This window comes from Polaromonas sp. P1_G2 (assembly GCF_056405515.1).
The window spans coordinates 1-6,103 of sequence record NZ_JBFUBY010000251.1 but is presented as its reverse complement, the minus strand read 5'-3'; the positions used below and the strand labels follow the sequence as shown (position 1 = coordinate 6,103).

General features: G+C 64.8%; 5 protein-coding genes. 2 read left to right on the top strand and 3 right to left on the bottom strand.

All coding sequences use genetic code 11. From position 1 onward, the window contains the following. Window positions 1–365: pirin-like C-terminal cupin domain-containing protein (locus AC1D0P_RS20340; protein WP_477678411.1), on the top strand; the 365-nt coding region annotated here is incomplete at its 5' end. Window positions 366–398: 33 nt separating this feature from the next. Here the strand turns inward: AC1D0P_RS20340 and AC1D0P_RS20335 are convergent. From AC1D0P_RS20335 to AC1D0P_RS20325, 3 genes are all read right to left on the bottom strand, one after another. Further along, window positions 399–1,052 (bottom strand): alpha/beta fold hydrolase, encoded by a 654-nt coding sequence (locus tag AC1D0P_RS20335; RefSeq protein WP_477678410.1) that lies wholly within the window; start codon window positions 1,050–1,052, stop codon window positions 399–401. Between the two features lie 47 nt (window positions 1,053–1,099). Beyond that, window positions 1,100–2,437: an ergothioneine biosynthesis protein EgtB gene (gene egtB / locus AC1D0P_RS20330; protein ID WP_477678409.1), complete on the bottom strand. Its 1,338-nt coding sequence runs from the start codon at window positions 2,435–2,437 to the stop codon at window positions 1,100–1,102. Between the two features lie 78 nt (window positions 2,438–2,515). Continuing rightward, window positions 2,516–3,325, bottom strand: coding sequence for a sulfurtransferase (locus AC1D0P_RS20325; protein ID WP_477678412.1), 810 nt, complete (start codon window positions 3,323–3,325; stop codon window positions 2,516–2,518). Window positions 3,326–3,408: 83 nt separating this feature from the next. On the opposite strand from AC1D0P_RS20325, the gene dnaE reads away from it, so the two are divergent. Then, window positions 3,409–6,103: DNA polymerase III subunit alpha (gene dnaE / locus AC1D0P_RS20320; RefSeq protein WP_477678408.1), on the top strand; the 2,695-nt coding region annotated here is incomplete at its 3' end.

Here is a 6,103-nt window from a genome sequence, read left to right as displayed (position 1 = left end):
CGCTTTACCTCGACGTGGCCCTGGCCGCCGGCACGCCTTTCACGCTGCCGCCGCTGGCCGAGCAGATGGCGCTGTATTCGGTGGACGGCGACCTGCAGGTCGACGGCGAGCCGCTGGCCATGCACACCCTGGCGACGCTCGCGCCCGGTGCGGCTGTGCAGCTCAGCGCGGGTGCGGCGACTCGTTTGGTGGTGATAGGCGGCGACGCGCTCGATGCGCACCGCTTCATGTGGTGGAACTTTGTCTCCAGCCGCAAGGAGCGTATCGTGCAGGCCGGCGAGGACTGGGAGGCGCAGGCCATGGGACAAGTGCCCGGCGAGACTGAATTCATTCCGCTGCCGGAGCGGAAATTCACGGCGGGCTGAAGCCGGGGCCCCAGGCTGCCGCGCCCGGCTTGCTTACACGCAGGTCAAGAGAATTTTCGCGAGCGCTTCGGGAGCCAGCCGGGGCACATCGTGCGCGCAGTCCAGGCGATGCGTGGCCCATTCGGGGTCCAGCCGCAGGCGTTCGTACAGCGCGATAAACGGGCTTCCTTCCCAACCGAATGCCGCGATGTAGGCTTTGCCGCTGACCTTGCGCCAGTCGCCGGTCAGGTTGATCGCCTGCAGGAAGGTGGCCATGGGATGGGGACGGCAGCGCATGTCGAGATGGGCCGCCGGCGCGCAAGCCAGACCATCGGCGGCCGCGCCGGCGATGAAGCGCTCCCGATAGCTCGGGGTGGTGAGCGACCAGACCGAGGCACCGTTGTCCGGCACATAGGCGTCGACATAAACGATGGCCTTGATGCGCGATGGCGCCCTGTCCGCCGCGCCGGTGGTGACCATTCCGCCATACGAATGACCGACAAGGATGGCAGGCGCATCGCGCCCGCGAAGCGCTTGAACTACCTCGTTGATGTGGTGCTCGAGATTGGTCCCATTCGCGGGCTCGTCATCCAGCCCCGAGAGTGTGAGCGCCTGGACTTCGTGGCCTTCTTTTGCCAGCGCCTGGCTGACGGCGTCAAATGCCCAGCCTCCGTGCCAGCCACCCGGTACCAGGACAAATCTTGCCATCGCTGGAGACCGCGTTCGCGTTCAGTGCTGACAGGCTCTAGGAGGCCCTAGCCAAGCGCCAGGTCACGCGCCAGGCGCAGGCCGCTGAACTGCCAGCGGGCATCGGGCGGGAAGAAGTTGCGGTAGCTTGCGCGCATATGGCTTTGCGGCGTGGCGCAGGAGCCGCCGCGCAGCACAAACTGATTGCACATGAATTTGCCGTTGTACTCGCCCACCAAGCCCTCCCAGGGCTTGTAGCCGGGGTAGGGGTTGTAGTTGGACTGCGTCCACTCCCACACGTCGCCGAACATCTGCGCGGGCAGACCGTGGCTGCCCTCTTGCTGCGGCAATGGGTGGAAGGCGGATGTCTCCACAAAGTTGCCTTGCGGCGCGGGCCCGGCCGGCACCTTGCGCGCGGCCAGCTCCCATTCAAATTCGGTGGGCAATCGCGCGCCGGCCCAGCGCGCAAAGGCGTCGGCTTCAAAATAGCTGAGATGGCAGGCCGGTGTATTCGGGTCTACATCGATGAGGCCTTGCAGCGTGAAGTGCTGGTAGCTGCCTTCATCGCCTTGCCAGTAGAAGGGCAGGCTGACCTTGTTCTCGGTGACCCAGTCCCAGCCCATGGAGAGCCACAGCTCGGGGCGCTGGTAGCCCTTGTCGGCGATGAAGGCCATGATTTCGCCGTTGGTCACCGGCCGGCTGGCCAGCTCGAAAGCCGCCACATAGACCTTGTGGCGCGGCGTTTCATTGTCGAAGGCGAATTCGCCGTCGCGCGCCGCGTCATAACCGTGTTCCACCAGGCCGGCCTCATGGCGTAGCCAATCCACCGGTTGCGGGTGTATGCCGGCCAGCGGCCAGCGGCTCGCGTAGGCCGGGCGTTCGGGGTTGAAGGACAGCGCGTGTTTGATGTCGGTCAGCAGCAGTTCCTGGTGCTGCTGTTCGTGGTGCAGGCCCAGGGTTACCAGTTCGGTGAGATCCCGACCTTGCGCGCCGTCGGTGCCGGCTTCCACGGCGGCGATCACCGCCAGCATGCGCTGGTTGACCTGCGCGCGGTAGGCCAGCACCTCGTCAAGCGAGGGCCGGCTGATCAGGCCGCGCTTGGGCCTGGGGTATTTATCGCCCACGCCGTTGTAATAGCTGTTGAACAGCACCCGAAAGCCCGGGTCGAAAGGCGTGAAGCCGGGCTCAAAGCGTTCGAGGACGAAGGTCTCGAAGAACCAGGTCAGGTGGGCCAGGTGCCATTTGGCGGGGCTGGCGTCCGGCATGGACTGCAGCTGGCAGTCTTCGGGGCTCAGGGGCTGGATCAGCGCCTCGGTTTGCTGGCGCACGGCGCTGAAGCGCCTGGCGAGCGAGGAGGGCAATGCATGGGCGGCCTGGTGGCGCGCGGGGGAAGCGTCTGTGGGCATGGTGGCTACCGTTAAAAAGGGGACGGCGGGCGGACGTGGGATGTGWACGATTCAAAAGCTTCGCACGGGGCTTGGGGCTCAGCTGTCAGACAAAAGCCCGAAATTTTCGGTGCTGCGGGCGGCAGGGGGCGGCTGCAAGGCTTTGGGGGACGGGTTGACCTGGGGTTTGAGTTCCGGGTCTACGGCACGGCGTTCGTCAAAAACAAAACATTCACCGTCGAAATGTGCGCGCCCGCTCTCTTCGAAGTATTTGAGGATGCCGCCGTCGAGCTGCCAGACGTTCTCCACTCCGGCTTCGCGCATCAGGATGGCGGCTTTCTCGCAGCGGATGCCGCCGGTGCAAAAACTCACCACGGTCTTGCCGGCCAGTTCTTCTTTGTGCGCCAGCAGCGCTTCGGGAAATTCGGTGAACTTGCGGATGCGCCAGTCGATGGCATGGCGGAAGGTGCCGACGTCGGCCTCGAAGTCATTGCGGGTGTCCAGCGTCACCACGGGGCGGCCCGTGTCGTCATGGCCGGTGTCCAGCCAGTGCTCGAGGGTGGCGGCGTCCACCGCCGGCGCGCGGCCCGCGGCGGGCTGCACGGCCGGGTGGTTCATGCGGATGATTTCCGGCTTGACCTTGACCAGCAGCTTGCGAAAGGGCTGGGCGCCCGACCAGCTTTCCTTGGCCTGCAGGTCGGAAAAACGCACATCCTGTTTCAACCATGCCAAAAAATCATGAATATCGCCGGCCGGGCCGGCCAGGAAGAGGTTGATGCCTTCTTCGGCCAGCAGCACCGTGCCCCTGATGGCATGGCCCCGCAGCCGGTCAGCCAGGCTGGCTTGCAGCGCCGCGGGCTGGGCCAGCGCGACGAACTTGTAGGCTGCAATGTTCAGGATTTGCATGATGCGTTTGATTGTAGGCAGGCATGCAAGCCCTTGCACCTGGCTGGGGCCCCTGAGCGGACAGCCTCGGCCCTAAAATGGCCTTCATGTTTGTCCATTTGCGCCTTCACACCGAATTTTCCGTCGTCGACGGCACCAACCGCATCGATGAAATCGTGGCCGCAGCGGCCGCCGACCGGCAACCAGCGCTGGCCATCACCGACCTGAGCAACCTGTTCGGCACCGTCAAGTTCTACAAGGAAGGGCGCGGCGCGGGCGTCAAGCCCCTGATTGGCGCCGACATCTGGGTGCAGGTGCCGGGCAAGGACGCCGCCACGCCGGCCGCGCGCCTGCTGCTGCTGGTGCAGAACCGCCAGGGCTACCTCAACCTTTCCGAAATCCTCACGCGGGCCTGGACTAAAAACGTGGTGCGCGACCAGGCGGTGGTCAAGCTCGAATGGCTGCAGGAACTCAATGAAGGACTGATCGCGCTGTCGGGCGCGCAGGGCGGCTCCGTGGGCCAGGCCCTGCTGCAGGGCGACAGCGCCCGCGCCGTGGAATGCGCGCTGTATTTCGCGGGCCTGTTCCCCCATCGTTTTTACCTGGAACTGCAGCGCGCCCAGCGGCCCGACGACGAACGCCATGTGGCGGCGGCGGTGCAGCTCGCGGCGCGGCTCAAGCTGCCGGTGGTGGCCACGCATCCGGTGCAGTTCCTGACCTACGACGACTACGAGGCGCATGAAGCGCGCGTCTGCATCTCGGAAGGCGAGATCCTGGGCAACACGCGGCGCGTGCGCAAGTTCACGCGCGAGCAGTACTTCAAGTCGGCCGAGCAGATGCAGGCGCTGTTCGCCGACGTGCCCACGGCCCTGGCCAACACGCTGGAGATTGCCAAGCGCTGCAACCTGACGCTGGAACTCGGCAAGCCCATGCTGCCCGACTACCCGACGCCTGAAGTCGACGGCGTGCGCATGCCGATTGACGCCTACTTCCGCCACGCCTCGTTTGAAGGCCTGGAAGAGCGCCTGGCCCACCTGTACCGCGATGCGGCAGTGCGCGACCAGAAGCGGCCGTCTTACGTGGAGCGCCTGGAGTTCGAGATCAACACCATCCTCAAGATGGGTTTTCCCGGCTACTTCCTGATCGTCGRCGACTTCATCAACTGGGCCAAGAACAACGGCTGCCCGGTCGGGCCTGGCCGGGGTTCGGGCGCGGGCTCGCTGGTGGCCTATTCGCTGAAGATCACCGACCTGGACCCGCTGCAGTACAACCTGCTGTTCGAGCGCTTCCTGAACCCGGAGCGGGTGTCCATGCCCGACTTCGACATCGACTTCTGCCAGAGCAACCGCGACCGCGTGATCGACTACGTGAAGGACAAATACGGTAAAGAGGCCGTGAGCCAGATCGTGACCTTCGGCACCATGGCGGCGCGCGCCGCCATCCGCGACGTGGGCCGCGTGCTGGACTTTCCCTACGGCTTTTGCGACGGCATCTCCAAGCTGATTCCCAACAAGCCGGGCCAGCACATCACGATTGAACAGGCGAAGGAGCAGGAGCCCGTCCTGGCGGAGCGCGAACGCAAGGAAGAGGACGTGCACACGCTGCTGGAGCTCGCGCAAAAGCTCGAAGGACTGACGCGCAACGTCGGCATGCACGCCGGGGGCGTGCTGATCGCGCCCAGCAAGCTGACCGATTTCTGCCCGCTGTATGCCCAGCCCGGCAGCGACTCCGCCGTGAGCCAGTTCGACAAGGACGACGTGGAGGCCATAGGCCTGGTCAAGTTCGACTTTTTGGGCCTGGCCACGCTGACCATCCTGGAGATCGCCCGGGAATTCATCATTGCGCGCCACCCGGCGCAAAAGGACTTCAAGTTCGAGGACTTGCCGCTCAACGACCGCAAGGTCTATGAGCTCTTCGGCCGGGGGCAGACCGAAGCCGTGTTCCAGTTTGAAAGTATCGRCATGCAGCGCATGCTGAAAGACGCCAAGCCGGACCGCCTGGAAGACCTGATCGCGATGAACGCCTTGTATCGCCCGGGGCCGATGGAGCTGATCCCGACCTATATCGCGCGCAAGCAGGGCAAGGAAGTTCCCGAATATCCGGACCCGCGCGTCAAGGCCATCCTCGAAGAGACCTACGGCATCATGGTCTACCAGGAGCAGGTGATGCAGACCGCGCAGATCCTGGGTGGCTACTCGCTGGGCGGCGCCGACTTGCTGCGCCGCGCCATGGGCAAGAAGAAAAAAGAGGAGATGGACGCCCAGCGCGAGATCTTCCGCAAGGGCGCGGGCGAGGGCGGCCTCAGCGAAGAGAAAGCCGACGAGGTTTTCGACCTGATGGAAAAGTTCGCGGGCTACGGCTTCAACAAGTCGCACTCCGCCGCCTATGCGCTGCTGGCCTACCACACGGCCTGGCTCAAGGTGCACTACACCGCCGAATTCTTCGCCGCCAACATGACGGTGGAAATGGACGACACCGACAAGCTCAAGATCCTGTTCGGCGACGCGCAGAAGATGGGCCTCCAGTTCGAGTCACCCGACATCAACCGCGGCGAATACCGCTTCGAGCCCATCAGCGCGACTTCGGTGCGCTACGGCCTGGGTGCCATCAAGGGAACGGGCCAGCAGGCGATTGCCGCGATCGTCGCGGCGCGCAAGGAAGGCGGCCCCTTCACCTCGATTTACGATTTTTGCGTGCGCGTGGACCGCAGCCGGCTCAACAAACGCACGGTGGAGGCCCTGATCAAGGGCGGCGCCTTCGACAACCTGCAGCTCAACCGCGCCTCGCTGCTGGCCTCGGTGG

What these genes read in the sequence shown, in the direction of transcription:
- AC1D0P_RS20335 (WP_477678410.1), bottom strand. Translation starts at nt 1,052, where the DNA reads ATGGCAAGATTTGTCCTGGTACCGGGTGGCTGGCACGGAGGCTGGGCA.
- egtB (WP_477678409.1), bottom strand. Translation starts at nt 2,437, where the DNA reads ATGCCCACAGACGCTTCCCCCGCGCGCCACCAGGCCGCCCATGCATTG.